Source organism: Methanomicrobia archaeon, from assembly GCA_011049045.1.
Taxonomy (GTDB): Archaea; Halobacteriota; Syntropharchaeia; order Alkanophagales; family Methanospirareceae; genus JACGMN01.
The window spans coordinates 1-26,079 of record DSCO01000040.1; the positions used below are offsets into that span (position 1 = coordinate 1).

A 26,079-nucleotide genomic window follows, 5' to 3' on the forward strand; every position below is an offset into this window, starting at 1 on the left:
CGTCTCCATCCCACCAGAGGTCACCGCAACTTAAACGCGCCTACCACGCTTGCCACCCGGCCGCTTCGTGCCGTCGTGCGGGATTGGTGTCACGTCCTCGATCTTCCCGATCCGCAATCCAGCACGCGCAAACGCGCGAATCGCCGCCTGTGCACCCGGTGCGGTCGTCCGCGATTTCCGGCCCGAGGCCGCCTTCACCTTTACCCGCAACCCCCGTATCTCCCGCTCTCTCAGCTTGTCTGCCAGCTGCTGTGCCATGAGCATCGCGGTATACGGTGAGCTCTCATCGCGGTCTGCTTTCGCCACCATCCCCCCGGATGCGCGTGCAATCGTCTCTGCGCCCGTCATATCGGTAATCGTAATGATGGTATTATTGAATGACGAGAAGATGTGCGCGATCGCCCAACGATCCTCGACCATATTACCGCTTCGCCTCCTCAGCCACTCCTTCTGCCATCGGTCTTGGTTTTACCCCGATCGGTGGCGCGCCATAATAATCGATTCGCTTCTCCGCGTCCACATCCACAACGTACGACGGAACGGTCACCCGTCGACCGTCAACCGCGATATGCCCGTGGACGATAAGTTGGCGCGCCTGCTTGAGCGAGTTGGCCAGCCCTTTCTTGTAGACCCGGGTCTGCAGTCGCCGCTCCAGAAGATCCTCGACGGTTAATGCCAGGACGTCCTCGACACGGCCGGTTGAGTCCTCACGCTCGCGCAGTATCCCGCGTCGGCGCAAGGCCGTTACGATCGCGTCGCGCTTCCGTAAGGTATGTTCTGTGGGCTTCATACCCGCGATCTCAGCCAGAATCGCGCGGATCTCGCGTCGGTAACGCTTGACCACACTATCAGCCTTCCAGATCTCGCGCTTGCTCTTCAAGCCATAGGTCTCTACGATCTCGCGCTCCTCTTTCATCCGTGTCATCTCCCACGGCCGTCGCGGCTTCTCGTATCGCTTTTTTCTCTGCTTTGGTTGTCCCATCTTCTCCTCTCGCCCCCGGTTATTTGCCTCCCTTCGCTGCCAGCTGCTTCCTGCGTATAACACCAACGACCAGCCCTCGTCGGCCCGTGGATCGCGTGCGTTGTCCGCGCGCCTTCAGACCACGCTCGTGCCGTATACCACGATACGACCGGATCTTCCGGAGCAAATTAACGTCCTCACGTAACTGCAGCACCTGATCCGCGCCCATAATGTGTTTATCATCACCCGTGAGGATGTCCTTCCGCCGATTCAGCATCCACTGCGGTAAGCGCTTCTCAACACCGGTGATCGCGCTCTTGAGCTGCTCTATATCATCATCTGAAAGGTTACCCATCTTCTGATTTGGGTCGACACTGGTATGCGCGACGAGAACCCGTGCCACGCGCTGCCCGATTCCTTTTACGCCGCAGAGCGCATGGACAACTTTTCTATTACCATCCAGGTCAGTATCTAGGATCCGGACGATGTGCTTGAAATCCGCGTTCTCAGCTTCGCTCTCTTTAACCTTCTCCTTGCCTCTTTCCTTTGCTCTTCCCGTCGCCTTTGCTTTTGTTTGTTTTGCTTGTGCGCCCTTCACCACTTCTTCAGTCATCTTTATCCGTTCTCGCTTCTCCAAGCATACGTATGTATGCGCCGAGGAAGGGATTTGAACCCTTGAGTTCCTTTCGGAACACAGGCTATCTAGTCCGGAGAGCTCCAGGCCTGCGCCTTACCGCTCAGCCACCTCGGCTTTACTTCTCCAACCTTTAGGATATGTCCCGGGCTTCATAAGTACTTTCCGTGTTTCTACACATATACCTTTCTCGGCCTTGAGCATCTCCCGTGAGTTCAGCACCGCTTCGCCCAGACTCACAGCTTCCCCTTTTAAGGTATATACTATCACGGAGTCTCCTCTATTTATTCCTTCTTCGAGCCGCGCGATCCCCGGGGCACTCAGATCAGCACCGTGAGCGAGCGCATCCACCGCGCTATCCTTTACCATGATGCAGCGCAGGTGCCTGACGGCGTCTTCCAGCGGCATGATCAACTGCCGCAGCAGTCGCTCATCGCCCGCCTGGTAAAAGACGTACGCGTCCTTCAAGTCGTGGAGCGTTGTTAACCTCTCCTCGCTAAACGGGAACGACTTCGTTCGTCGCAGTTCGGCCATGTGCGCACCAACGCCGAGTGCGAGCCCGAGGTGATGGCAGAGCATGCGGATGTACGTGCCCGCTTCACAGCCGACCGTCACGAGCACCTCCTTACCTGCAATCTCCATAACTTCAAGGTAATGCACCGTTCGTTTCCGTATCCTGCGTCTGACCGCGGACTTTAATGGCGGACGCTGGTAGATCTCGCCCACGAATTCCGCGCTCACCGCCCGCAGCCTGCTCTCATCCACCGGACGGTGGACTCGCATCACGCAGACATATTCCTTATCGCCCACAAAGATCTCCGCGAGCTTGGTTGCCGTGCCGAGCAGAACCGGGAGCACGCCGGTTACCTTCGGGTCGAGCGTGCCGGTATGCGCCGCCTTGTTCAGCTCCAGCATCACTCTGATCCAGGCTACGACCTCATGCGATGTGGGGCCTGCGGGCTTATCAATCGTTACCACGCCGTGCTCGAGGTGCTCGCGTATGGGGCGCTGCTCCGGTGGTATGCCGTAGCGCGGATCGGTGATCGCAGGTGCTTTCTCCAGGCTGCAGCGTTCAAAAGGCTTCCGAAATTCGCTCATCCGGTCCTGCATCACTCAATTTATCTTATACAAGGTCGTCCGCCGCTTTGGTATGCGACCGGCCTCTCTGATCAATCGCTCGAACTCATCAGGACTCATATACTCGCCCGAGGGCGAGCCTGACAATCGCGAGATGTTCTCCTCCATTAACGTTCCACCCAGGTCGTTCGCGCCAAAAGCCAGCATCCGCTGTGCATCCCGCGGGCCAAGCTTCACCCAGGATACCTGGAGATTCCTGCAGTACGGATGCAGAATGACCCGGGCGAGCGCATGAACCACGGTGTCCTCGAAGAACGAGAGCGACCGCTTCACCATCCGCCCCAGCTCGTTGTTCTTAGCCATGAACTTCAGGGGCACGAACTCGGTAAATCCGCCCGTCTCCTTCTGAATCGAGCGAATCGTGAAGAGATGATCTATTCGATCCTCCAGGGTCTCGATGTGCCCGTACAGCATCGTCGCCGTTGACGGGATCCCCAGTCGGTGCGCGGTCGCTATGATCTCGCACCATTTCGCGGGACTCAGCTTCGTCGGGCAGATGATCGCACGCACGGAATCCGTGAGGATCTCCGCAGCCGTTCCGGGCATTGAGCCAAGTCCCGCGCGTTTGAACGCTCTGAGCACCTCCTCCTCACGCATCCCCGACTGCTGTGCCGCGTGGTAGACTTCCATGGGCGAATACGCATGCAAATGCACCTCAAACCGCGATTTCACGCCTTCGAGGATCGCACAGTAGTCCTCCACCGTGAGGTCGGGATGCAGACCACCTTGAATGCAGATCTCCGTAGCGCCCTGCTCTACCGCTTCCGCGACCTTGCCCAGGATCTCGTCCAGGCTCAGCACATAGCCCGACTCGTTCGCCTCACGGAATGCGCAGAATTTGCACGTGCCCACGCAGATATTCGTGAAATTGATGTTCCGGTTCACCAGATACGTGACCACATCGCCGTTCTGCTCTCTGCGTAGCGTATCAGCTATCCTGAACAGATAAGACGGGTGCGCAGCCAGAAAAAGCGCATCAGCTCGCTCAATCGTACCCGCTCGTATCTTCTCCCTCAGCTCGTCCCAAGACGCGTCCATAGCTGTGTTAAGGAAGATAATGCAATCAATCGCTCTCTTCGCTCACGATTCCGGTTATTATCTCCCGCGTGAAGTCAAAAAGAGTGACCGTATCGTTCCCATCGGTGAGCTTCAAGTGTCTGCTTGCATCCACTTCGCCGATGATCGAGGCCGTGATACCTGCTGCTTCGAAGATCCGTATGCATTCTCGGCCACGCTGCTCGTCTTTCACCGTGAGCACGAACCCGGTCCCCGGGTACAGCTTTAACCAGTGGGCAAGCGGTATCGTGTTCGAGTCCACCCGAGGAATCTTGGTCAGATCCACCAGTGCCCCTACCCGGGAGCACTCCAGTAACATCCCCAGCGTGCCGATCGTGCCGGGATTACTGATGTCCTTGCCTGCAGTTGCTAACTGCTGCTGCCCGATGGTCACCATCGTCTCCAGTTGCTGCTTTATCACTGCGGGTGATTTCTTTGTGGTCGTGTCCCAGGCGAGATTATAGCTCGGATAAAGCTGCCCATCCAAATCGATCGCAGCCACGATCTTGTCACCGGGCCGCGCGCTACTGGAATAAATAACGCTATCCCGATTCACCATGCCCACAATGCCCACATCAATCGCGTCGTAGATCGTGTCCGGGTGCATGTGCCCGCCGACCATGGGAACACCAAATTTCTGCACGCCGTCCTGCATGCCCCGTCCCAGCTCGAGGCAGATATCCCGCCGCTGCGTTGAGGTCAAATTCACCATCGCCAGGGGGACGCCCCCCATCGCCGCGATATCCATGACATTCACGAGCACCGAGCAATACCCCGCCCACCAGGGGTCCGCACTCAATAATTTACCCCAAATGCCATCGACGGCAAGTAAAATATACATGTCATTGTTGACTGCGAGCACGGCGGCATCTTCGCCAAAGGCCGTTATCGTTCGGCTCCCCACCTTGTCCGAGTTCCCCAGCCGTTGCACCAGATTGCTGATCGCCCGTTTGCGCGTGATCCCCTCGAAGTTCCGTAACTCTTCAGCCAGCGATTTCAGATCGATCTCCTCTTTCGCACCCGCCATTTTTTACCCCCGCAACTCCTCTACTATCTCTCTTATCTCTCCTATATCGTTCACTCTGAAATCCGCCACGTCAAACACTTCTTGTGGTCTGCTCGCAGCTTCCTGTAAGGACAATACCGCAATATCTGCCTCTCGCATCGCGAGATAATCGTTACGGTCATCCCCGACCATCATCACCCGGTACTTCTCCTTCAAGCTCCGTACTAGATCTCGCTTGTCTTCCGGCTTCATGGTGCCATACATGTGCTCAGGTGGGATATCAGGCAAATAGATCGCCATCTCTTCCCGTTCGATCCTATCTCCCGATGCTATATATGTCTGAATGCCTAACACCCGTAATTCCTTAAATAGCTTCAGCGTTCCTGGAAACAGATTGATCCCGCCGGCAATGACATAGCGTATCCGTGCCGGGGCCATCTCCAGGATCAAACCTACACCAAGGACCGGCAGGATGTCGCAGCGCCGCAACTTCCTCACCACCTCATGCACATCACGCAGCGTGACCGCCCTGTCCTGCAATATGATCTCCCGCACGTCCTCATCGCTCACTCCTTCGCGCTTATAAATAACCTTCGTTTCGATTTCGCGCGCCCTCACCACCTCAGCAAAGCGGTTCGTGGGGTCCTCCTGCTCCAGTGTCTCCTCATACCGCGTCTTCAGGATGACCATCGCGCCCGTTGTCAGCCGATCCGTGCAGGTGATGCCGGAGACACGACTCCGCTTTGTCAGCCCACGCTGCATGTCCTTGATGATCCGGAAGGGCGCGTAGATAACGCCTGCGCCGTCAAAGACGACCGCTAAGTCCAACATTCACCTCCACGCTCCACCCCTCCTTTGCAGGCATCCCGTCTTGACCACGCCGCATGCGATAGGATACAAATGCTCTGGCACCATATAATTACCACTGGTGTGAGCCGCGACGTGATCACGAGGTGGTCGGATGCGGCGGGTGCGATGATGCAGGACCTGGTAACGGAGAAGTGGGAGGACTTTTTGAAGCGGTATTACTGGCATGAGACCATTGATCTCTCCAATTCCTACCCTGAGCGGCGCAGCTTGCTCGTGAAGTTCGCGGACCTGGACATCTACGATCCAGCCATGGCAGAAATGCTCCTCGAGGATCCTGATGTCATCATCGAATCGGCGACCCGTGCGTTGCGAGAGATCGATATTCCGACCGGTGTAACGCTGGACGAAGCGAATTTGCGGATCATCAACCTGCCGATGAAAGTCGCGATCAGGGACATCCGCAGTAATGATATCGGTAAACTGGTGAGTATCGAAGGGCTGGTGAGCAAGGCGACAGAGGTGAGGCCGCGGATTGTGGAAGCTGCTTTTGAGTGCCCCTTCTGCCACCACATCTTCTCTTTGATGCAGGCCGGGACACAGTTCAAGGAGCCCTACGAGTGCCCGCAAGAGGACGGCGGGTGCGGTCGTAAGGGGCAGCGATTCAGCCTGCGGGCTGACAAGTCGCGATTTGTCAATGCGCAGAAGGTTCGGCTGCAGGAGTCACCGGAAGAGCTGCGGGGCGGTGAATTACCGCAAGCCCTGGACGTCGATCTGGAGGATGACATCGCAGGCGAGGTCGCCCCCGGTGACCGTGTCATTGTCACGGGCATTCTGCGATCCTATCAGCGGGTAACACAGTTCGGTAAGAAGCTCTTCTTCGATATTTACCTGCAAGGCACTGCGTTAGAGCTGAAAGAGGAGGAATTTGAGGAGATTGTGATCACCGATGAGGATGAGCAGCGCATCATGGAGCTGAAAGAGCAGCCGGATGTCTATGAGCGGCTCATCCGCAGCATCGCACCCTCGATCTACAGCTACGAGGAGATAAAAGAGGCGATGGTGCTGCAGTTGTTCTCCGGTATCGCCAAGCAACTTCCGGATGAGACACGGGTGAGAGGCGACATCCATGTGCTGCTCGTCGGCGATCCGGGCGTAGCGAAGAGCCAGTTGCTTACGTATCTCGTGAATTTAGCGCCGCGCGGGCTCTACACCGGCGGCAAGAGCAGCTCCTCGGCGGGGCTCACCGCTGCGGCCGTGCGCGACGAATTTGGCGAGGGGCGGTGGACGCTCGAGGCCGGAGCGCTCGTGCTCGCGGACAAGGGGATTGCGGCGGTTGATGAGATCGACAAGATGAAGAAGGAGGATCGGGACGCGCTCCACGAAGCGATGGAGCAGCAAACGGTCTCGATCGCGAAAGCGGGCATCATGGCACGATTGAACTCACGATGCGCGCTCCTGGCCGCGGCAAATCCCGTCGGCGGGCGGTTCAATACCTACGAGCCGATCTCCAAACAGATCAACATGCCGCCGACGCTCCTCTCTCGCTTCGACCTCATTTATACCATGATCGATCGGCCGAACGAGGAGCGGGATACCAGAACTGCAGAACACATCATTGAGACGCACTACGCGGGCGAGTTGCTCGCGCGCTACGAGCATCGCGGGAAATTCGAAGAGGAGAGCAGGGAGCGGTTTCGGGAGCAGGTAGAGGCAATGAAGCCATCGATCCCCGAAGACCTCTTGCGGAAATACGTCGCCTGGAGCAAGCGCAACATCTTTCCGGTGATGAGTGAAACGGCGAAGCAGAAGTTCATGGAATTCTATATCGGGCTTCGACGGCAGGGCTACGAGGACGCGGAAGCGCCCGTGCCGATCACGGCGCGGCAGTTAGAAGCGTTGATACGGCTGGGTGAGGCGCGTGCACGCGCTCGGCTCGGCGATACGGTCACCAGCGAGGATGCCGAGCAGGTCATTAAGGTGGTCACCACCTGCCTGAGGCAGGTCTTTGTGGATCCAGAGACGGGCAAACTCGATGTCGATTGGGTCGCGGCGGGCACTACGAAGACCCGGCGGGATCGTGCGCGCTCGATCAAGGAGCTGATCAAGGAATTGGAGAAGGACTATGGTGAGGATGTGCCGCTTGACGAGCTCCTCAACCTCGCAGAGGAGGAGGGTATGGAGCGCGATAAGGTTGAAGAGATCATTGAAGCGATGAAGCGTGACGGTATCCTCTATTCACCGGAGAGCGGCGTGATCAAGTTCGTGCGCTGACCGCGCTGGCTGCGTGACGAATCAACGGAGCGCGCATGCTGTGAATTTGAAGAGTTATAAACCAGCAGGTTGGTTATAAGATACTGAACCGATGGTTTGTAGGGAAAGGAGAAGATTAGATCATGAAACTGGGCGTTTTCCTCTGCACCTGTAATAAAACCATGGATCTCGATCTGAAGAGCATCAAGAAGAGTCTCAAAAACGAGGTTGAGGTCGTTGAAACGCTCGATCAGCTCTGCCAGCGCGATCTGGATTATATCATTGATGACCTGCGCCGATTCGAGCTCGACGGTGTGATCATCGCGGCATGCACCGAGAAGAACCGCGTCTTTGATCGGGTAACGGATAGTTTTGACGTTACGACGTATTTCCTGAACCTCCGCGAGCACTGCGGCTGGGTACACGGTAAGAAGGAAGCAACAGAGAAGGCGAAGAGCATGATCTCAGCGCTCATTCGCGCGATCGAGCTGGCGGGCTCGCTCCCGCGGCCTGAGAAGATCGATCTGGACACGGGCCGCGAGGTTCTGGTCGTCGGCAAGAACGCAGACGGCGCATTTGAGCTCGCGAAACGGCTCTCGAACATGGCGCACGTCCATCTGCTGACGGATACCGTGCCTGAATGGCGCGAAGACGTGGAGCTGCATCTCGGCACGCTTAAGGGCATCCAGGGCGATATCGGCGATTTCGAGGTCGAGATCGACCGCAGAATAGACCCCGAGAAGTGTATATCCTGCGGGCTCTGCGTACCAGTATGCCCGAAGGATGCGATACACTACGACGCGGTCTACTGGATCGACGAGCGCTGCGATGACTGTGGCACGTGTGTGGACCGGTGCCCGACCCGTGCTATTACGCTCCACGATACTGAGCTGCTGCACGTCGGCCACATTCTCCTGCTCGATGAGCACGGGCAAGCTCCGAGCTACTTCGGCATTTATGCCGCGGATACGTACCCGGATGCGTGCTTGCAGGCCTGTGAGCTCGTTACGAATCTGGACGGGGTGACGAAGCCGCGGTATCTGTCGGTGGATCTGAAGCGTTGTGCCAGTGGTAGGAGCGAATTAGTGGGCTGTGAGCTCTGTGTACGCTGCCCGTACGACGCGATCGAGCGTGAGGGAATCGAAGTGGTCTTCGATGCGGCCCGCTGTCAGGGCTGCGGGCTCTGCGCTTCTCTGTGCCCCCTATCCGTTCCCCAGGTACGTGACGCTCCCAATCGCCTCCTGTACGCACAGATAGAAGGCTTACTGTCCGGCGATGTGCATCCAAAGGTGCTCCTCTTCGCCGGTGATGAGCACTTCGAATTGCTGAATGAGATCGGCAGGCGAAAACTCCGGTATCCACCCCTGTTACCGCTCTTCGTGCCCTGCACCGATGTGATTTCCGAGACGCATCTCATCAGTGCATTCGTGCAGGGTGCCGACGGCGTCATCCTCTGGGCCTGCGAGGCGAGCCAGCGTGAAGAGCTTGAATCCGTGGTCGCCTTTGCTCAGAAAGCATTGGACGCCTTCGGGCTTGGGAAGCGTGTGCTCCTGCTCGATGGCACGCTCCGCGCACCGGAGGAATTTACCAAGACGGTTTCTGCGTTCGTTGAGCAGCTCAAGCCGTCACCGATCCGGAAGCGCGTATCGGTCGACCTTTCACGGCCGAAGCGTGACGTTCTGCTCGAGCTCCTGCGCGCGCTCTCGGTGCAGACCGGGGTGCAGCCGCACCTGGTCGAGAAAGATACGCCCTACCCGTTTGCCGAGGTTGCCATCGACGCTGCAACATGCACGCTCTGCAACGCGTGCGTGACCATGTGCCCCCTCACTGCGCTGAGCAAGACGGATAACAAGCTCGAGTTTGATTACGGGCACTGTATCGCTTGCGGCATCTGCGAGCAGGCCTGCCCGGAAGAGGCGATCACGTTACACCGGGTGCTTGATTTCTCACAGTTGATGGAGCAGACACCGCAGCAATTGATCGAGCTCGAGTTCGTGCCATGTGCTGGCTGCGGCGAGCTCTTTATGCCAAAAACGGCATTTGAACGCATCAGAACCGCCCTGGAGCAGGCGGGACCTGAGGGTGAGTTCAATCTCGAGGAGCGGTTGAAGTTGCTTCCCTATTGCACGAAATGCAGGCGGGTAAAAGCAGTTGAACTCGCCGTGGAGAAAACGGAGGCTGAACAATGAATGAACTGAACGAGATATTAGAGATGAGGCGTGACTTTTACGCCTTCCTGACGCGGCTCTACATAGAGGCGCCACCACGTGAACTCGTCGAGGATCTTGTGACCGGGCGGTTGCAGTTCCAGCAACTGGCTGCGCTCGATGTCAATGATGACCTATCCGCGGGATCACGGTTATTAACCGAGTTCGCGGAGAAGAGCAAGGGTAGAACGGTCGAGGAACTCCATGAAGAGCTCGTCAAGGAATATACGCTCCTGTTCATCGGTCCGCACCGGCTTCCCGTGCAGCCCTTTGAGGCCTGGTGGGTGAGCGGTAAGCTGCTGGGCGAGCCGCTGGTAAAGGTAAAGCGGGCATATCAGAAAGCGGGCATCGCGAAATCGAACGAGTTCTCGGAGCCTGAGGATCATATCGGCTTCGAGCTCAAGTTCATGCACTATCTCGGCGAGCAGGCCGCGGCGGCGGAGGTCGGGCCTCGCCTGAAGGAATGGCTGAACCTGCAGCGCGAGTTTTTGGATGAGCACCTCGCGAAATGGGCGCCGCGTTACTGCGATGCGCTCTACGAGTATCAGCTCTCGAACTTCTACAAAGGAGTCGCGAAGCTCACGAAAGGCTTCATCATGCTCGATACGGTGGTGCTCACCGAGCTGGTGGACAGCATCAGCTGACCGCCGCTGGGAGATCGCTTCATCCACCGGTACGCAACCCGTACATCTCAGACAGAGTGCTGACGTGCGTGCGGTAGCCTTATCGCTGCTCTTTCCGCATGCCCCGCCACCAGCTCACCAGCCCGAGCACGGCCAGGCTCGCGAACGCCGTGACCGCTTCGAAGCCCGGCATCTGCCCCCCCTCCGGGGGTGCGGCTGAGGGCATCAGCTCGCCTTTCTCCTCGTAAGCCAGAGCCACAGCGGTCTTGAGGTCGTCTAAGTGCACGAGCTCGACCTTCCGGAAGCTGATGTACCCCCTGGGGGTGATCACCACGACCGTCGGGGTGGCCAGGACATATCCCTGGTACTGGGTGGCGATTCTGGCGGTATCGCGCGCAAAGAGCCAGTCTGCGTTATACTGCTCCTTGAAACTCCGCAGATTCTCGTCCGTTTCACCGGTGTCGATGGATACCGTGATGATCTGGATGTCCGGGTACGCTGCTTTCAGCGCTTTCAGCTCCGCCATCTCCTCCTGACAGAGATGGCAGGTGGTGAGGATCAAGCTCAGGACCACGACCTTGCCGCGGAAATCGCTGAGGCTGAAGGTCGTGCCCTCGACGCTCGTGAGTGTAAATGCCGGTGCCACGATCGCGCCCGCCGGTACTCCCGAGATCGCCGGTGAGCTGAGCGAGGTGGGATATTTCTCCTTCCATGCATTTATACCGCCGGTGATGATGTACACGTCCTCAAAACCGTTCTGAACAAGGGTATCGGCAGCGAGCGTGCTGGTACGCCCCGCCTGGCAGTACACTAAGATCTCCTTCGAGGGATCTAATTCACCAAGGCGGCTTTCTAACTCACTAACCGGGATGTTGACCGCGCCCGGTATATGCTCGGAATTGTAGGTCGAAGCAACGCGGCAATCAAGCAGCGTAATCTCGTTGGGCCGCTCCTGCAGCCGTTTATACGCCTCGTCCACCGAGATTTCCCCGCGCTCTGCGGATGCCAACCCGGCAGCAAGTACTGAGAGCATGAGCAGCGAAACCAACACGGTTCCTGAAACGAGTTTCATAGTGTTGTGCATTCTTCTCCTAACACCTCCACACCGTCATTGGTGCTCATTATATAAAAACGTTACTAACCCATCCAGTTCTCCAGGCACTTCTCGCGACCTTGTTTACCTGGTTCAAGACGGCGCTGGGGGTCGTGGCGGTCTTCATGACCAAAGAGGTAAAGAGGAAACGTGCTGGACGGCATGCTGAGGTTCGCGGGTGGGGTAATGATCGCATCCAGTTTCTGGTCGCTCATTCATTGCCCCCGTGATCGCGATCTCGAGCGGGCAGAATATGCCTCATCGGCATCATCCCAAAAAGAGTGATGAAACCCAGTTTCGGGCTTGATCATGCTCGATACGGTGGTGCTCACCGCGCTGGTGGACAGCGTCGGCTGACCGCCGCTCGGAGATCGCTTCATCCACTGGTACGGTAACCCGTAGATATCAGACAGAGTGCTGACGTGCGTGCGGTAGCCTTATCGCTGCTCTTTCCGCATGCCCCGCCACCAGATCACCAGCCCGAGCACGGCCAGGCTCGCGAACGCGGTGTCCGCTTCGAAGCCCGGCATCTGCCCGCCATCCGAGGGTGCGGCTGAGGGCATCAGCTCGCCCTTCTCCTCGTAAGCCAGACCCACAGCGGTCTTGAGGTCGTCTAAGTGCACGAGTTCGACCTTCCGGAAGCTGATATACCCCCTGGGGGTGATCACCACGACCGTCGGGGTGGCCAGGACATACCCCTGGTACTGGGTGGCGATTCGGGCGGTATCGCGCGCAAAGAGCCAGTCTGCGTTATACCGCTCCTTGAAACGCCGCAGATTATCGTCCGTTTCACCGGTGTCGATGGATACCGTGATGATCTGGATGTCCGGGTACGCTGCTTTCAGCGCTTTCAGCTCCGACATCTCCTCCTGACAGAGATGGCAGGTGGTGAGGATCAAGCTCAGGACCACGACCTTGCCGCGGAAATCGCTGAGGCTGAAGGACGTGCCCTCGACGCTCGTGAGCGTAAATGCCGGTGCCACGATCGCGCCCGCCGGTACTCCCGAAGTTGCCGGTGAGCTGAGCGAGGTGGGATATTTCTGTTTCCAGGCGTTCATGCCGCCCGCCATCGTATACACGCGCTCGAAGCCATGATGGACGAGGAGATCGCCAGCTAGCCTGCTTGAACTACCCGCCTGGCAGTACGCGATGATGATCTTCGATTTGTCCAGCTTTTCGATCGCCTCCTCGAACGAGGCGGTATTCACGCCCAGGGGGATGTTGATCGCGCCCGGGATATGCTCCGAAGCGTACATCTGCTCGGTTCGAGTATCCACGAGAATGATCTCATCCGGCTTTTGCTGCAACATACTGTGCACCTCATCGACCGTGACCGCCAAACAGGAATTCACTCACTTCCGCGCTCGTGTTTTGCTGCAACATACTGTGCACCTCATCGACCGTGACCTCGATACGCGCTCCGAGCGCGAGCATGGGGAAGAGCAGGGAGAGGAACAGAAGCGCTATGACCACCAATCTTAAACATACGCTACTGCTTTTCATGATGGTTTACCTCGCGATAGAATCTATCACGGCACCTTATAAATGATAGAGGTCGCAGTGGGGCTTCATCCCGAACTAACAGTACTTACAGGCTTGCCGCGAGGAAAACCCCCAATACTCTCCCGTTCGGCCCTGTATGCTCTCAGCCGTGACAATACCTGCTTTATGGGCGGCAAAGGTGCTGGTTGGTATGCACTCCAACAGCGAGTCGCCATTCTGGATGACGCCCCCCAGTGGATCTGAGCGGTACGTTCTCCCGTAAGATCGGTGTTAGAAGAACTCCCGGAGGAAGTACAGGCCGACGAGAATGAGGACGAGTCCACAGGCACGGTTGATGTACGGCATCAGCGCCTTCAGGCGATCCAGCATAGTCCGCTTCGCGGTGCCTGCGAGGAGACTGACGGCGATCATCATACAGCCCATGCCCAGCGAGAAGACGAGGAAAACCAGGATCGCCTGCACCGCGCCGCCCGCGGCCAGGCCGGCGAAGATGAGTGCAATGAAGACCGGTGCCTGACAGCCCATGACTGCGAGTCCGTAGCCCGCACCGTACATCACGAGGCCTGAGTCGCTCGATCGCCCGCCCAGCTTCGTGGCATATGCGGAGAGCAGTCCCTCGAATTGGGCGAAGACGGCCATACCCGACGGCCCGAGGAGCATCAGGAGCCCGAGTACGATGATCGCCACACCTACAACGGGCGTGAGATACGACAGGTATGATTTCACCACTGCCCCACCCAGCGCAACCGCGATCCCGATGAGCGCGAAGATCCCGTTAATGCCACTGGCTGCCGCGCTGCCCGCTTTCAACGAGCTGCGCAGGGTAGTGCCACCCTCAGCTCTCCCCAGGTAGTAGCTGATGTAGCCGGGGAGAAGCGGAAAGGCGCAGGGCGCGAAGAAGCTGAGGAGCCCGGTGAGAAATGCCAGGGCATAGAGGCCGAAGGGTGTGGTACTGGTTTCTGCCGGCACCGCCGGCTCTTCTGGCTCTCCTGGTACGCCTGCGGAGGCCCGGTCGACCTCAGCGATCAGCTCTGCGATGGGCACCAGGCCCGCCTTCCTGAAGCTGATGTACCCCTGCGGCTCGATCACCACGATAGCAGGGATGTAGAACTCACGATACTTCTCCCAGACACGATCGGTATCGCGTGTAAAGCGCCAGTCTGCAGCATAGTGCTCCTTGAACGCTCGCAGCTCCGTGTCATCCTCGGTGGGATCGACGGAGATGGTGATGATGACCACCTCGGGCCGCGCCTGCCTGAGCTGGACGAGCTCCGGCATCTCATCCTTACAGACCGGACACCAGGTCGCCATGAGATCCAGCACCACGACCGAGCCGCGGAAGTCGCTGAGGTTGAAGCTCGTGCCCTCGAGGCTCGTCAGCGAGAACGGTGGCGCTTCTGGGCGAGCTGCACCGGCGACCGGGGAGCAGGCCGTGATCGCGAGCGCGCTAAGCATGAGCACGAAAAGAACGAGCGCGGCTCGGTGCGACGATTCCCGCTCCGGTACGGCACCCCTGCAAAAACGATCCTGCATGTTCCCTTATCACGCCTCTAAGAGACCTTCGGTGAATGTACGTACATACAGATACTACCAATGCTTTTCTGACTATTCTGCCAGTGTTCCAGTAATGAACGGCCGCTTGCGGGTGCGTGTGATAGGATACATGAGTTCTTCTGGATCGGTGTGGTGTTCACACAGGCCCCAGCATCTGGCGCACCTGCTCTAGCTGCTCCTTCAGGTCCCTGACCTCATCTTCTGCTCTGTGCGCCAGCTCGTGCTCAAGTGCCTCGATGAACCGGAGCACCTTGCCCTGATCTTCTGCAACGGCCGTGCTCAGCTCCTCCCGCGATTTCTCCGGGTCCTTGACCATCGCGTTGAGGGTCTGATCAATGGGGAAGAAATACCGCTTGAAGATCTGCAGGTGGCACGCCTGTATCCCCCCCGCTATCTGCTCAAGAGATTCAGACCGGTCGGGCACGGCGGCGGCGCATATGCGCAGTTGCCGCAACATCTCAAGGAATGAAAACTCGCGATCCAGGAGTGCTTTGAGTTCCTTCCGCTCTTCTGACTTGGTCATGTTAGTGGCTATAAGCTCGCCTCTCTATGAATGAGGATGCAGTACGGCAATATAAACTTTCCATGGTCGCTCTGCGCAGTTCTGGCAGGGTGGTACAGGCATGCGTAACGTAACGCGCTGTTCACATGAACGTACCATGAACCATCGTCTTTCTAAAGATAGAGCACATTAGATGTTACGTGCTATTCCGCTATTGAGCGGGAATTGTAACAGGAACAAGGAGGTGAAGAACCATGCGAAGTGTAAGAAGATGGAGCGTTCACGCCGCCGGTCTGCTCATCCTCATGGGGGCGCTTCTCACGCTCGCGCTTGTCACTGCTTCGGACACGGTCGTCGCCGAAGACGCGGCAGACCAGGAGTTCAGTGCGTGGTATACCACCACCATGGAGAAGGTGGAGGTTGCGACCAACCAGATGGCTACCGCGATCGAGAACTTCGACTGCATGACGGTCGAGGTCTGGGCGAGCACCGGCTACAACGACGCGACCAGAGCACTGGGCGAGCTCGACGGCTACTCGGTCTCTGCAGAGCTGCAGCCCGTTCAGCAGCACCTGAAGCTGGCTCTGGAGCAGTACAAATCCGCGTGCTACTATACCGAACTCGGAGCGATGCAGTACGATGCCGATTATTTAGAGCAAGCTGCGGGTCACGTGAAGAGCGCGATCACCCATTTTGAGGCGGTTGATGCGTCAGGGCTCCTGCCACCAGCACCGTTATCTGCCCTGAATCGTCTGCAGGGTAATCTGGAGTACGCCACGCAGGTGCTGCGCGGTGCGCAGCAGCCCGGTGCGAGCGCAACGCCAACTCCCGGGGCACCCGGCTACGGCGTGCTCGCCGTGCTGAGCGGCCTGCTGCTGGTCACGGTATATCTCGTGCACCGACGAGTTAGCCACTAACTTCACGATTGCTCGCTCGCTTGTTCGACCCCTCGTTTCTTTTCTTTTAGGGGGCCATGCGGAGTGTCACCCACCGTGAGGTCTTTGCGGTTGGTTACACCTCTTCACTTCACGCTCGTGCGGTATGATGCGACCGTTGCCGTCCGTGCATGGCAGAAAGGACTCAGAGTTGCGTACTTTCCTATGTTTGGCGGGGTCGTCAAAACCGAAAAGCTTTTATAGTACGCTGAGGAATCGAAAAGTAGTTAAAGGAGGTAAATAAAGAGGAGAAAGAGGTGAAATAATGGCGACTAGAATGAGTTCTATAGGAAAAAGTAACGGTATCAGACTGTCAAGGCGGACGTTCACTAAACTGAGCGCCCTAGGGACTGCAGCAGCTCTCAGCGGCATCAGCAGCGCCAGTGTATCTGCAAAGCTTGGTGACCTAATAATGCCAGACCCTGCGAGTGCCTCCCCCGAAGAAGCCGGTGTTAGGCTCATCAAATCCAACTGTACACACTGTGCGGTGGGCTGCGGGTTCCACGGCCGGTGTGAGAACGGTGTCTGCACCGGTATCGAGCCCTGGTTGGAGAATCCGATCAACACCGGTTCGATGTGCTCCAAAGGCACTTCAATTGCCGAGATCCTGAACTCGGAATTGCGGCTGAAGCATCCAATGAAGAAGACCGGGGGCCAGTGGGTGCAGATCACATGGGCAGCGGCGCTGGACGAGATCGCGAACAAGATGAAGGAGATCCAGGCACGGGACGGACCCGACTCGATCATGTACATCGGCTCGGCCAAGATGAGCAACGAATCCTGCTACCTGTTCCGGAAATTCGCGGCTTTCAACGGCACGAACAACGTCGATCATCAGGCACGTATCTGCCATTCCACGACGGTCGCGGGGTTAGCGAACACGTGGAGCTACGGTGCAATGACCAACCCGTGGAACGATATGCGCCACTCGGGGCTGATCATGTTCTTCGGTGAGAATGCCGCGGAGTCACATCCGGTGGCGATGCTGCACATCCTGGAGGCGAAGCGGCGCGGCGCGAAGTTCATCGTCTGTGACCCGCGCTTTACTAAGTCGGCGGCAGTAGCAGATCAGTGGGTGCGGTTCAGATCGGGCACGGACATTGCGGTACTATGGGGCATTGCGAATGTGATCGTGAACAATAACTGGCACAACCCGGACTTCATCGAGAAGCGCACGTACGGATTTGACCAGTGGTGGGACGTGGTCAAGAACTACACACCGGAAGTGGTGGAGGACATTAGCTGGGTACCCGCAGCTACCATCCGGCAGCTCGCGTATGACTGGGCACATCCACCGCGCGGTCCAGGCACTGCGGCCTGTATCTGCTGGGCGATGGGCGCGACACAGCACACCGTGGGCACACAGAACATCCGGGCAATGGCGTGCCTCGAGTTGCTCTGTGGCCATGTGGGCAAACCCGGCGGCGGCACCAATGCCTTCCGCGGGCACGATAACGTGCAGGGCTCGACCGATATGTGCATCCTTTCGCACTGGCTGCCGTCGTATTACGGGCTTACGGAGAAGGCATGGAGGCACTGGGTTACCGTCTGGAACATGCATGCGCCGATCACGTATGAGGAGATGAAAGCGAAGTTCGCGGACCATCCTGCTGGCAGCGGGAACTCACTGATGCATGTGAGCGGCATTACCGTCTCGCGCTGGTATGAAGGGGTGCTCAACCGCGAATTCCCGATCGCACAGCCGAACCCGATCAAGATGGTCTTCGTCTGGGGACATTCGCTCAACTCGATCACCGAGATGAAGCGGATGAAGGAGGCGATGGAGAAGGTCGAGCTGCTCGTGGGTGTGGATCCACATGCGACGATCGCAGCATCACTCGCGGACCGACCTGACGGGGTCATCATCTTACCGGCGTCAACGCAATTTGAGCAGGACGGAAGCTGCAACAATAGTTCACGAGAGACGCAGTGGCGGAACAAGATCGTCGAGCCGCTCTACGAGAGCAGGCCGGACGGATGGATCATACGCGAGCTTGCAAACCGGCTCGGGTTTGGCGCGCACTTCACCTATGAGGATGCGTCTCGAGCCGCAAGCGATTGGCAACGCATGGTCAGTCCTGAGCAGGTACTCAATGAAATTAGCCGTGGTGCGAACGTCATCATGATGCGGAGAACCGCCGAGCGGCTCAAGGCACAGCAGCTCCAGTGCGTGACAGAATGCAGCGTCTTCTCACCTGAGGATCTGCAGGCGAAGAGCGGCCCCTTGACGGGCGAATACTGGGGATTACCCTGGCCCTGCTGGAACCACCAGCACCCCGGAACGCCGATTCTGTACCGGAACGATATCCCGATCTGGGAAGGCGGTAACGAATTTAGGCCCCGGTTCAGAGCGGCAGGTTCGACCGCAGGGAATCCGATCTCAGACGATGGCGTGAGCCAGTTAGGTGCGTCATACATCGGGCCGGGCTATGACCAGAAGAATTCTGATGGGACCGATGGTGATGGATGGATCTATGAGATAGATGCTGATGAAGCGTTCAAGAACTTGCTAAACCAGAACATCTGCCCGTCGGGAGCAGGGAGAGCACGATTCAGAGCCTGGGATCTGCCTGATCCGGTGCCGGTGCACCGTGAGCCGCTCGAGAGCCCGCGGCCTGATCTGATCGACAAGTATCCGACCTACGATGATGTGGCAAACCACTACCGTCTCCCCATTTTGTACAAGACAATCCAGCAGCAGCGGAGGAACCTCGTGAATGAGGGCTATCCCTTCATCCTCACTACGGGACGGCAGGTGGAGCACATGGGTGGCGGCGCGGAGACGCGGTCATGCCACTACCTGGTTGAGCTCCAGCCGGAGTGTTACGCAGAGATTCATCCCACCGTCGCGCTGGAGCTGGGCATCCACCACTGGGATTTCGTCTGGGTGGAGACGCTCAGAGGCCGGTGCAAGGTGCGCGCGTACGTGACGGAGCGCGTGAACGAGGGTGTGATACGGGGCGGCAAGCGGGTCGAAGCAACGATCTTCATCCCCTACCACTGGGCGGGCTGGTTTGAAGGGCAGTCTTATGCGAACCGCTGGCCCGCGGGAACGGAAGAACTCGCCTACGGCGATTCGGTGAACATCATCTGTGTCGATGGCTATGATCGGTCAACAGTCATGCAGGAGACGAAAGCGTGCTTGTGCAAGGTGTATAAGGCATAGGAGGAGTGAAAAATGGCAACCTACTATAAGTTCCTGAACGTAATCGAGAAGTGCATCAACTGCGGCGCCTGTTTCGCCATCTGCAAAGATCAGAACAAAGTGCCCCATGGGACCGCGCGCGTCCAGATCGTGACCATCAATGAGGGGAGGCCTGGCGAGAAGAACGTTCCTGTTTCCTGCATGCACTGCACGAACCCACCCTGTGTGGCTGCGTGTCCGGTGAAGGCGATCGAGCAGCGCACCGTGAAGGATTGGGTTGGCAAAGACGCCGTCGTCGTTACGGTTAACAAGGACCGGTGCATCGGCTGTGGCTACTGCGGCTGGGCATGCCCGTTCGGCGCGCCTCAGTATCCGCACGGCCTCGAGGGCGACCTCAAGGAATGGAACGGAATCATGGACAAGTGCACCATGTGCGTTGAGCCTTTCGTGCCAAAAGCGGGCGATCTGCAAGCGAAAGCGCGCTGCGGGCTCTTCTGCTCGACTAGAGCACGGCTGGGTGGCGATATCACGGAGATCATGCCTCAGTACACAGAAGCCAAATCACGGAACACGATCGCTTATCAAGAGCGTGTGCTCTAGGGGGAGGGAAGCGAACAATGAGTAGTGCAGTTACCTCGTATATGATCTTCACGGTCTTCAGTCAGCTATCAGTCGGCGCGTTGATCGCAATGGTTGTCGCGGACTTTCTCGCCAAGAACAACGAAGAGGCGAAGTTCTTCGAGACCGGTGCATGGGTCTGTGTCCCGGTCGCGGTTATTGGTCTGATCGGCATCCTCTCGCACGAAGCACGACCGCTACAAGCGATGATGACCATGACCAAGAACGTGGGCACCTCGATGTTGAGTAACGAGGTGCTGGCGTTGACCGTCTTCGTCATCCTGGCGGTGATCTATACGATCATGTGGGTCTTGCATCCCGACTACGGTAGTCTCAAGTGGTTCCCAATATTTCCAGCGATCGTCGGCAAACTCAGCATGCTCAGAAAGCCGCTCGGAGTTCTCGCAGCGATCGTCGGTTTGGGCTTCATCTATGTCAGCGCAGCAGCGTACATGATGTACCAGCTACCCTCGTTGAACCAGATAACAACACCGATGTTCTTCTACGTTACCGCGCTCCTTGGCGGATTTACCGCGGTCGCAGCAGTGCTCTCGCTGAAGTACCTGGTGAAGAAAACGAATGACGAGCCCCTGGCGCGCATGCTCTGGATTACGATGGTGGTCGCGCTCGTGATGCTCATCGTGCTCATCGCCGCGCTCCTGATGCATCCCGGGTTGTTGGGAGCTGCCGAGACAGAGTACGCGAGGGTCGCACAGCAGAAGACGCTCGATCTTATGCAAACGGGCGAATACGCCACGTTCAACATGGCACGCTGGGCACTCGGGGTGGGGCTCGCACTCATCCTGACCATCGTGCTGGCATTACCACTGAAGAAGAAGAATATGGCAATGGCAGCAATGATCGTCGTGGTGCTCTTCATCGTCGTGCTCGTTGGCGAGCTGATGGGACGAGCGGTAATGTTTGGTACCAACGTGCCGATGGGGCAGGTCCTCCCGAATATCGGAGCATTTTATACCTCGCTCGGGCTGTAAGTACGTAACGAACCAACCGAAAAACGGGTTGTGGGCTAACCACAACCCCTCTCTTTATTTTTTCACTCTTTTTGCCGGAGTATACTTATTCGCTTTTACCCAGCTTCGCGGAGGCTCGAACAGAGCACGTGCCACTCTGCGAATAACGGTTGATGTTCGGCACGTTGAGCGAGCGGTATGGTCTCTCCGGGTTTATTTAGCATGAGATAACGTGACCAGGGAAGCACCGTGCTGATCCCATCTCCCGGCAGGGCTGCGGGCTACTCACACAATAAAACAGCGATCATACGTTAAGTTAAGTTAAGAAGCTCTCGCTGATCCGGGATTTCCCAACACGAAGGCTTCAAACGCACCTTCCTCAATCCAGCAATCGTAGCTCCAAACAGAGACGAAGTGCCTTTTTCGTGCTCTTCAAAAAAGAGGTCGATGATCAGTGCAGTAATACGAGTATACACAGCCATCTCAAGCAATTGCGTAAAACGGCGTTCGTGATGTTAGCCCGCGCGAGATAATCGCCATATTGAGCTGTGTGTGATAGCACATTATGGTGGTTCAGGCTGAATACTACGGAACAATACGAAACGGTGTACCGATCGAGCAGCAGTCTTGGTGTGTCCTCGTTTTTCCGGTCACGTCGTCAGTCACGGAAAATAACCGCTCAGCCAGCTACTACCTTACTGGGCGGACGCGTTCATCTTTGCCTGAACTTCCGCTTTCAACTGCTCGTCGCTCTTCCCCTCGGTACTGATACCCATGACTTTGGCGACTTCTCGTATATTGACCTCGCCGCTCTTCGTCCCTTGTTTTGCCGCGATCTTTAACTGCTCAGTCTCCTCTCCAGTCAGGGAATCCTCAAACTGCTTCAGGTTCAGCTCAGATTCGCGTTTCGCCTTCTTGAACTCACCCATTGCCTGGCCAAAGGATCGAGCAAGCTGCGGCACCTTCGCGGCGCCGAAGAGCAGGACAATCACTAAAATGCCAATTACCAGTAGTTCGCCACCACCAGGCATCGCGAAGAACATCATTCCTACCGTCATCTCTTACCTCTCCCTATCTATAATTGATGACGCAGGCATATATAAATAGTATCGAGCGAGTGAACCGCGTGCGCTCGTTCCTTAACGAATCTCTCTGCGGTATCTGGTATTAGTGATCTCGCCGGCCGATATAGCGGGTGAAGAGCAAGCCGAGTTCAAAGAGCGCGAGTGCGACGACCGCCATGATCATCGAGACGCCTGTCGGGTCTGCCACCACAAAGAACAAAATGCCGATCATGAGCGCGTAAAAGATGAACCGCTTATCTCGCAACCATTCATGGGTCACTAGCCGTAATGTAACGGCAAGGATCATAACGAAGGGGATCTGGAAGATCATACCAAAGCCCACGCCAGTGTACAGGATGAGCGAGAAGATCCGCTTGGTCGAGAGCGCAACCGCAGCGACGTCGCCGGAGTATGAGATGAGGTAGCTGATGATCCAGGGGAGCACGAAGAGGTAGGCGAACGCCGCGCCGAGCGCATAGCAGCAGACCGAGGGAATGACAACGAGCAGGAAGAATTTGCGCTCTGACGGGTACAGGCCAGGCCGGATGAACGCGAACGTCTCAAAGATGATGAGCGGTATCGTTACGGAGAGCGCGAAGAGGAACGAGAGCAAGAGCCGCACGCTCATCCACTCGATCGGACTGTAGACGAAGAGCGCCATCTCTTCCGGGAAGAGGTTGTGGAACAGAAGTAGCTTGAGGACGAGGTTCGAGAAGGGGAACATGAGCACCGTCGCGATACCGAACGGGATGATGATATGGATGAATCGTCTCCGCAGCTCGATGAGGTGCTCGAGTATCGGCAGCTCTTCGTCTCCTATCGGCCCATCGAGGTTCGGGACACCCTCGGTCGTTCTCGGAACAGGTCGCCGTATCCGCTCTTTCATTTCCGCATACGCTCTCGCATCAGCTCATGTATAGCGCACACTGCCTAGACTCATACCGCAGCGCCACCGTAAGCTTTTATCGCCGGTACGGTATTATTCCTTAGATATATAGGAGTACTAGAAAGAAGATGGCGAGCATCTACGAGGAATTGGGCTATATCACGGAATCGCTCAAGAAGAAGCTCATACCCATCTTCGCGGTCATCTTCGCCGGGTTCTTCGTTACGTTTTACCTCCTCGATCCCGTACTCGTCAGGATGAAGGAAGATCTGCTCCCCGAGGGTGCGAAACTCATTTATATCTCGCCTGTGGAGGTGATCATGCTGAAGTTGAAGATCGCGTTCATCGTGGGGCTCGTGCTTGCGATTCCGCTCATCTGGCACTACGTGTATCAGACCTTGAAGGTGCGGTTTGGGCTCAGGAGTCCGGTGAAGAAGTCTCAGGTGGTTATCTTGCTGATTTCGGCCGTTTCGCTCTTCCTGCTCGGCGTTTGCTATTCTTACTTCCTCATGTTACCGCTCTTACTCAAATATCTCTACCTCATGTCCACAGCCTCGGGCGTTATCGCTACCTATTCCATCTACGAGTTCGTATCCTTCGTCATCCTGCTCACCTTCATCCTCGGTATTTCCTTCGAGGTTCCCATCGTCATCATCTTTGCCGTGAAGGTCGGGCTCGTCCAGATCGAAACCCTGAAGGAGTACCGGCGGTACGTTATCGTGGGTATGTTCGTGCTCGCGGCGATCTTTACGCCGCCGGATGTCTTGAGTCAGCTCATCGTCGGGTTCCCACTGGTCATCTTTTACGAGGTCGGGATCCAGGTCGCGAGCTTCCTCACGCGGGACCGTGCCGTGACAGCATCACCGCAAGCTGCTTAAGTATTAAGTTACATGCGGATCTCGCCCTTAGAAACTAGAAAGTTCGCGTAACGGTGTAACCAATCCGTTAGTTCAGCTCTTGCGTGTAGGCAGAGAATCGCGGATCGTCGCGGCCAGAAGCGGTAAAAGCCGCAAACTGCGCTTCGACGCCGGCCAGTCCAGTTGCACCTTCTCGTGCGTGACCGACTCGAAGAGCGCATCGAACTCGGGCTTCAATGCTCGTAACCGCTCTTGACGCAGCGAGTGGTCATCGAGCGCCATCAGCTCGTCCACCGTTGCGGTGAGCTCGATGGCACGGTATATACGCTCTTCCGTCGCTTTGAACGTCTCATCGGCGATCAGGCCACACGTGCGCTTCAGCTCGTTCAATCGCAGCCCGGCTCGATACGCACAGGCCACGATCTCGTCACGCGTCATCCAGTTCGTCTCGTAGTTGAGCGCATACTTCCAGCTCGGTGCGAGCAGCGCGGTTCGATATTCCTCGAAGGTCTTGAGCAGGATCCTATACCCCAGCCGATCGGCCTGCTCGTAGGCGATACAGCCCGGGTCAATAAAGGGTGAATAGGGCAGTATAAACGGGACCACGCGCGTGCCAAACGTCTCCATGAGATGGCCGCACCACTCGACCGTCTCCATAGCGGACGCGCAGGTCTGCTGCGGGAGCCCGATCATGAAGAAGAGGTCGAATTTGTTACAGCCCGCTTCCAGCGCCCAGCTCAGATTCTGCTCGATCTGCTCGTTCGTGTAGTGCTTGCCCTCAGCCGCGCGGATCCGCGCGTCGTGGCTGTCAGGCGAGATCTCGAAGTTGAAATGCTCTACCGATGCAGCCACACGGTCAAAGAACTCCCGGGGCGCCGGCGTGAAGAGCTCGAAGACGAGATGGTTCGTGAGCTTCGTCCGCTTGAGCTCATCAAGAATGGTGCATGCGTAATCGGTGCCCGGCTGGAGGAGGTCCCCGATGACAAAGATTGGCGCGCGGGTGAATCTTGCGATCTTGATGATGTCCTGCGCGATCAGCTGCGGATCCCGAAATGCAGGCTGTTTGCGGTTGCAGTAGAGCGCCAAAGCGTTCCGCGAGCCACCGCAGAAGGTGCAGTTGTGCACGCACCCGCGGCAGGTGATCACGGGCGTGATCGGATAATCGAGCCATTCATGCGATTTCCAGCCCTTCCACGGGCTCATGCTCTTCACATCACGGTATTTGAGCGCCGATTTGAAGGCCGCAACGTAATTGTTCGCAGGGCCGTTCAGATCACCCGGCACGTAGGTAAACGGATTGATCTGCACCGCACCGTTCGGATCTTTCCAGACCAGATTCGGGATACTCGTGAACTCCTTGTCCGAGCCCTGCATGAGCACGCGCATGAGCCGGAGCAGTGGCTCTTCCGTTGAGTCTCCGCGGATAATAAAATCAACTTCAGGATACCGGATCAGCTCCTCGTGGAAGTATGTTGCGGAGTACCCGCCGAAGATGACCGCCGTATCAGGATGGTAGCGCTTACAGAGCTTCGCGACCTCGAGACTGCCCTGCGCATGGGGTAGCCAGTGGAGATCAATGCCGAAGGCCGCTGGCTTCAAGCTCCGTATCATCGTATCGGCGTCGAACTCCTCGCTGCTGAGCATGCGTACCGCCAGATTGACGATCCGGACGCCCACGCCGTGCTTCTGGAGATGCTCCAGCAGTGAGAAGAACCCGATCGGATACATCTCGAAGAGTGGCGTTGAAGGAACGCCGTCAGCGATGGGTCCAAACAGCAGGGGATACTGCCGGAAATCATACACCGTTGGTGCATGGAGCAAGACCAGATCAGGCTGCAGTGAAAAGATGCTCATCGCTGATCCTGCACTCCTAATACGAGATCGGCCATCAGTGGCCGTGCCACCAGTACCGTCACCATCAGCTTCCCGGTATAGCGCTCACTCTCTTCGAGCTCCCCGGCACAGCTTCGCATCTCGTGGGGCCGAACGCCAGCGCAGTCATCACTGAAACATAGTTCCCTTATCCCGCACACCCGGGTCTGTACTGCGCACCTGTTGCCTTGCATGCTTCCACGCACACACTCACGTATTACTAGACTAGAGGAACAGAACATGAAAAGCATAGGACGTGCCGTCACACGTGGTATGAATCGCGAAACTGGGTGTTAGAGCGCCCCGTTTTCCGTACTGGTATGTAAAAGCATCGCAAAATTTCGAAAGACTTATATAGAGTATCTCTAGATAGAGAAGTAGCACAAAGTTCGCGA

The 26,079-nt window shown here is 57.2% G+C and carries 23 protein-coding genes, 1 tRNA gene and 1 pseudogene; 9 read left to right on the plus strand and 16 right to left on the minus strand.

Translation table 11 applies throughout. The features are described from left to right. Nucleotides 1-30: 30 nt before the first annotated feature. From ENN68_04830 to ENN68_04865, 8 genes are all read right to left on the minus strand, one after another. The gene (locus tag ENN68_04830; GenBank protein ID HDS45403.1) at nucleotides 31-420 is read right to left on the minus strand and encodes a 30S ribosomal protein S11; all 390 of its coding nucleotides are present in this window, start codon (nucleotides 418-420) and stop codon (nucleotides 31-33) included. A gap of 1 nt (nucleotide 421) precedes the next feature. After that, on the minus strand, nucleotides 422-982 hold the full coding sequence (locus tag ENN68_04835; GenBank protein ID HDS45404.1) for a 30S ribosomal protein S4: 561 nt from the start codon (nucleotides 980-982) through the stop codon (nucleotides 422-424). Nucleotides 983-1,001: 19 nt separating this feature from the next. Then, a complete protein-coding gene (locus ENN68_04840) occupies nucleotides 1,002-1,574 on the minus strand; it encodes a 30S ribosomal protein S13 (protein HDS45405.1) in 573 nt (190 codons plus the stop codon). 39 nt (nucleotides 1,575-1,613) lie between these two features. Further along, nucleotides 1,614-1,712 (minus strand) — tRNA-Ser (locus ENN68_04845). Beyond that, a complete protein-coding gene (locus ENN68_04850) occupies nucleotides 1,692-2,693 on the minus strand; it encodes an RNA-guided pseudouridylation complex pseudouridine synthase subunit Cbf5 (GenBank protein ID HDS45406.1) in 1,002 nt (333 codons plus the stop codon). Before ENN68_04850 ends, ENN68_04845 begins: the two co-directional genes overlap by 21 nt. Before the next feature lie 15 nt (nucleotides 2,694-2,708). Further along, nucleotides 2,709-3,770: a 7,8-didemethyl-8-hydroxy-5-deazariboflavin synthase subunit CofH gene (gene cofH / locus ENN68_04855; GenBank protein ID HDS45407.1), complete on the minus strand. Its 1,062-nt coding sequence runs from the start codon at nucleotides 3,768-3,770 to the stop codon at nucleotides 2,709-2,711. 25 nt (nucleotides 3,771-3,795) lie between these two features. Further along, a complete protein-coding gene (locus tag ENN68_04860) occupies nucleotides 3,796-4,794 on the minus strand; it encodes a methanogenesis marker 2 protein (protein ID HDS45408.1) in 999 nt (332 codons plus the stop codon). A gap of 24 nt (nucleotides 4,795-4,818) precedes the next feature. Next, nucleotides 4,819-5,625: an HAD family hydrolase gene (locus tag ENN68_04865; protein HDS45409.1), complete on the minus strand. Its 807-nt coding sequence runs from the start codon at nucleotides 5,623-5,625 to the stop codon at nucleotides 4,819-4,821. A 144-nt stretch (nucleotides 5,626-5,769) separates the two neighbouring features. Between ENN68_04865 and ENN68_04870 the strand changes: the two genes are divergently transcribed. From ENN68_04870 to ENN68_04880, 3 genes are all read left to right on the plus strand, one after another. Beyond that, nucleotides 5,770-7,875: a minichromosome maintenance protein MCM gene (locus ENN68_04870; GenBank protein HDS45410.1), complete on the plus strand. Its 2,106-nt coding sequence runs from the start codon at nucleotides 5,770-5,772 to the stop codon at nucleotides 7,873-7,875. 122 nt (nucleotides 7,876-7,997) lie between these two features. After that, nucleotides 7,998-10,043, plus strand: coding sequence for a 4Fe-4S dicluster domain-containing protein (locus ENN68_04875; GenBank protein ID HDS45411.1), 2,046 nt, complete (start codon nucleotides 7,998-8,000; stop codon nucleotides 10,041-10,043). Beyond that, a complete protein-coding gene (locus tag ENN68_04880) occupies nucleotides 10,040-10,705 on the plus strand; it encodes a hypothetical protein (GenBank protein HDS45412.1) in 666 nt (221 codons plus the stop codon). The genes ENN68_04875 and ENN68_04880 overlap by 4 nt, the downstream gene beginning before the upstream one ends. Nucleotides 10,706-10,784: 79 nt before the next feature. On the opposite strand, the gene ENN68_04885 is transcribed toward ENN68_04880, so the two are convergent. Beyond that, complete coding sequence (locus ENN68_04885; GenBank protein ID HDS45413.1) at nucleotides 10,785-11,768, minus strand: redoxin domain-containing protein; 984 nt, start codon at nucleotides 11,766-11,768, stop codon at nucleotides 10,785-10,787. A 41-nt stretch (nucleotides 11,769-11,809) separates the two neighbouring features. Between ENN68_04885 and ENN68_04890 the strand changes: the two are divergent. Continuing rightward, nucleotides 11,810-11,990 (plus strand): annotated as a pseudogene (locus ENN68_04890) (ZIP family metal transporter). A gap of 224 nt (nucleotides 11,991-12,214) precedes the next feature. On the opposite strand, the gene ENN68_04895 reads toward ENN68_04890, so the two are convergent. The 4 genes from ENN68_04895 to ENN68_04910 all read right to left on the minus strand — a co-directional run bounded on the left by ENN68_04895 (nucleotide 12,215) and on the right by ENN68_04910 (nucleotide 15,357). Beyond that, a complete protein-coding gene (locus ENN68_04895) occupies nucleotides 12,215-13,087 on the minus strand; it encodes a redoxin domain-containing protein (protein HDS45414.1) in 873 nt (290 codons plus the stop codon). A 10-nt stretch (nucleotides 13,088-13,097) separates the two neighbouring features. Then, nucleotides 13,098-13,280 carry a hypothetical protein gene (locus ENN68_04900; protein ID HDS45415.1) on the minus strand — a complete coding sequence of 61 codons (183 nt, stop codon included), beginning with the start codon at nucleotides 13,278-13,280 and terminating at the stop codon, nucleotides 13,098-13,100. Between the two features lie 270 nt (nucleotides 13,281-13,550). Further along, nucleotides 13,551-14,813 (minus strand): redoxin domain-containing protein, encoded by a 1,263-nt coding sequence (locus ENN68_04905; protein ID HDS45416.1) that lies wholly within the window; start codon nucleotides 14,811-14,813, stop codon nucleotides 13,551-13,553. A 157-nt stretch (nucleotides 14,814-14,970) separates the two neighbouring features. After that, on the minus strand, nucleotides 14,971-15,357 hold the full coding sequence (locus ENN68_04910) for a hypothetical protein (protein HDS45417.1): 387 nt from the start codon (nucleotides 15,355-15,357) through the stop codon (nucleotides 14,971-14,973). Nucleotides 15,358-15,590: 233 nt separating this feature from the next. Between ENN68_04910 and ENN68_04915 the strand changes: the two genes are divergently transcribed. The 4 genes from ENN68_04915 (at nucleotide 15,591) to ENN68_04930 (ending at nucleotide 21,026) form a co-directional block, all read left to right on the plus strand. Next, nucleotides 15,591-16,253 carry a hypothetical protein gene (locus tag ENN68_04915; protein HDS45418.1) on the plus strand — a complete coding sequence of 221 codons (663 nt, stop codon included), beginning with the start codon at nucleotides 15,591-15,593 and terminating at the stop codon, nucleotides 16,251-16,253. A 283-nt stretch (nucleotides 16,254-16,536) separates the two neighbouring features. Beyond that, on the plus strand, nucleotides 16,537-19,437 hold the full coding sequence (locus tag ENN68_04920; GenBank protein ID HDS45419.1) for a molybdopterin oxidoreductase: 2,901 nt from the start codon (nucleotides 16,537-16,539) through the stop codon (nucleotides 19,435-19,437). 12 nt (nucleotides 19,438-19,449) lie between these two features. After that, on the plus strand, nucleotides 19,450-20,016 hold the full coding sequence (locus ENN68_04925; GenBank protein HDS45420.1) for a 4Fe-4S dicluster domain-containing protein: 567 nt from the start codon (nucleotides 19,450-19,452) through the stop codon (nucleotides 20,014-20,016). Between the two features lie 17 nt (nucleotides 20,017-20,033). Beyond that, entirely contained in the window at nucleotides 20,034-21,026 is a 993-nt protein-coding gene (locus ENN68_04930) for a hypothetical protein (GenBank protein HDS45421.1), read from the plus strand. Between the two features lie 674 nt (nucleotides 21,027-21,700). Here the strand turns inward: ENN68_04930 and ENN68_04935 are convergent. Together ENN68_04935 and ENN68_04940 are read right to left on the minus strand one after the other, a co-directional pair. Then, entirely contained in the window at nucleotides 21,701-22,036 is a 336-nt protein-coding gene (locus ENN68_04935) for a twin-arginine translocase TatA/TatE family subunit (protein ID HDS45422.1), read from the minus strand. A 136-nt stretch (nucleotides 22,037-22,172) separates the two neighbouring features. Beyond that, complete coding sequence (locus ENN68_04940) at nucleotides 22,173-22,955, minus strand: preprotein translocase subunit TatC (protein ID HDS45423.1); 783 nt, start codon at nucleotides 22,953-22,955, stop codon at nucleotides 22,173-22,175. Nucleotides 22,956-23,083: 128 nt separating this feature from the next. Here ENN68_04940 and tatC point away from each other — a divergent pair, with 128 nt between their 5' ends. After that, the gene (gene tatC / locus ENN68_04945; GenBank protein HDS45424.1) at nucleotides 23,084-23,833 is read left to right on the plus strand and encodes a twin-arginine translocase subunit TatC; all 750 of its coding nucleotides are present in this window, start codon (nucleotides 23,084-23,086) and stop codon (nucleotides 23,831-23,833) included. A gap of 72 nt (nucleotides 23,834-23,905) precedes the next feature. Here the strand turns inward: tatC and ENN68_04950 are convergent, their stop codons facing one another. Then, entirely contained in the window at nucleotides 23,906-25,666 is a 1,761-nt protein-coding gene (locus ENN68_04950) for a TIGR04190 family B12-binding domain/radical SAM domain protein (protein HDS45425.1), read from the minus strand. Nucleotides 25,667-26,079: the final 413 nt, after the last annotated feature.